This is a genomic window from Kribbella sp. NPDC058245, from assembly GCF_042882005.1.
Classification (GTDB): domain Bacteria; phylum Actinomycetota; class Actinomycetes; order Propionibacteriales; family Kribbellaceae; genus Kribbella.
The window spans coordinates 1-1,622 of the sequence record NZ_JBHVWY010000038.1 but is presented as its reverse complement, the minus strand read 5'-3'; the positions used below and the strand labels follow the sequence as shown (position 1 = coordinate 1,622).

The window sequence follows — 1,622 nt, the reverse complement described above, 5'->3', positions numbered from 1 at the left end:
GGAGCATGTGGCTTAATTCGACGCAACGCGAAGAACCTTACCAAGGCTTGACATATACCGGAAAGCATCAGAGATGGTGCCCCCCTTGTGGTCGGTGTACAGGTGGTGCATGGCTGTCGTCAGCTCGTGTCGTGAGATGTTGGGTTAAGTCCCGCAACGAGCGCAACCCTTGTCCCGTGTTGCCAGCAGGCCCTTGTGGTGCTGGGGACTCACGGGAGACCGCCGGGGTCAACTCGGAGGAAGGTGGGGACGACGTCAAGTCATCATGCCCCTTATGTCTTGGGCTGCACACGTGCTACAATGGCCGGTACAATGAGCTGCGATGCCGCGAGGCGGAGCGAATCTCAAAAAGCCGGTCTCAGTTCGGATTGGAGTCTGCAACTCGACTCCATGAAGCTGGAATTGCTAGTAATCGCGGATCAGCATGCCGCGGTGAATACGTTCCCGGGCCTTGTACACACCGCCCGTCACGTCACGAAAGTCGGTAACACCCGAAGCCGGTGGCCCAACCCCTTGTGGGAGGGAGCTGTCGAAGGTGGGACTGGCGATTGGGACGAAGTCGTAACAAGGTAGCCGTACCGGAAGGTGCGGCTGGATCACCTCCTTTCTAAGGAGCATCTAAGTCCCTTTCGGGGGATTCAGAGCCACTACGTCGGCAAATGTTCGACGGTGGTTGCTCATGGGTGGAACGTTGACTATTCGGCACGGTCCAGGATGGACCAGGCGCTAGTACTGCCCCTTCGGGGCGTGGAACGTTGATCTGGGCAACTGACTGTGTCGGGCACGCTGTTGGGTGTCTGAGGGTACGGCCGTGTGGTCGCCTTCAGTGCCGGCCCCAGTGCACTCGAGCCGTTTGGCTTGGGGTGATGGGTGGTTGGTCGTTGTTTGAGAACTGCACAGTGGACGCGAGCATCTGTGGCCAAGTTTTTAAGGGCGCACGGTGGATGCCTTGGCACCAGGAACCGATGAAGGACGTGGGAGGCCACGATAGGCCCCGGGGAGCTGTCAACCAAGCTTTGATCCGGGGGTTTCCGAATGGGGAAACCCGGCAGTCGTCATGGGCTGTCACCCGCTGCTGAACACATAGGCAGTGTGGAGGGAACGAGGGGAAGTGAAACATCTCAGTACCCTCAGGAAGAGAAAACAACCGTGATTCCGGGAGTAGTGGCGAGCGAAACCGGATGAGGCCAAACCGTATGCGTGTGATACCCGGCAGGGGTTGCGCATGCGGGGTTGTGGGATCTCTCTTTCACAGTCTGCCGGCTGTGAGACGAGTCAGAAACCGTTGATGTAGGCGAAGGACATGCGAAAGGTCCGGCGTAGAGGGTAAGACCCCCGTAGTCGAAACATCAGCGGCTCGTTTGAGAGACACCCAAGTAGCACGGGGCCCGAGAAATCCCGTGTGAATCTGGCGGGACCACCCGCTAAGCCTAAATATTCCCTGGTGACCGATAGCGGATAGTACCGTGAGGGAATGGTGAAAAGTACCGCGGGAGCGGAGTGAAATAGTACCTGAAACCGTGTGCCTACAAGCCGTGGGAGCGTCGCGCATCGAGCGTGCTCGGTGGGGCGTGGGTGCGTGCCTTTTGAGGGGTGAGGATGTGGGTGAGCGGTGGGTGGAG

2 rRNA genes are annotated in these 1,622 nt (G+C 58.8%); both read left to right on the top strand.

Annotation, left to right across the window (positions count from 1 at the left end):
- A 16S ribosomal RNA gene (locus ACFVWG_RS41465) occupies positions 1 to 607 on the top strand; the annotation flags it as partial.
- A 310-nt stretch (positions 608 to 917) separates the two neighbouring features.
- Positions 918 to 1,622, top strand: a 23S ribosomal RNA gene (locus ACFVWG_RS41460); the annotation flags it as partial.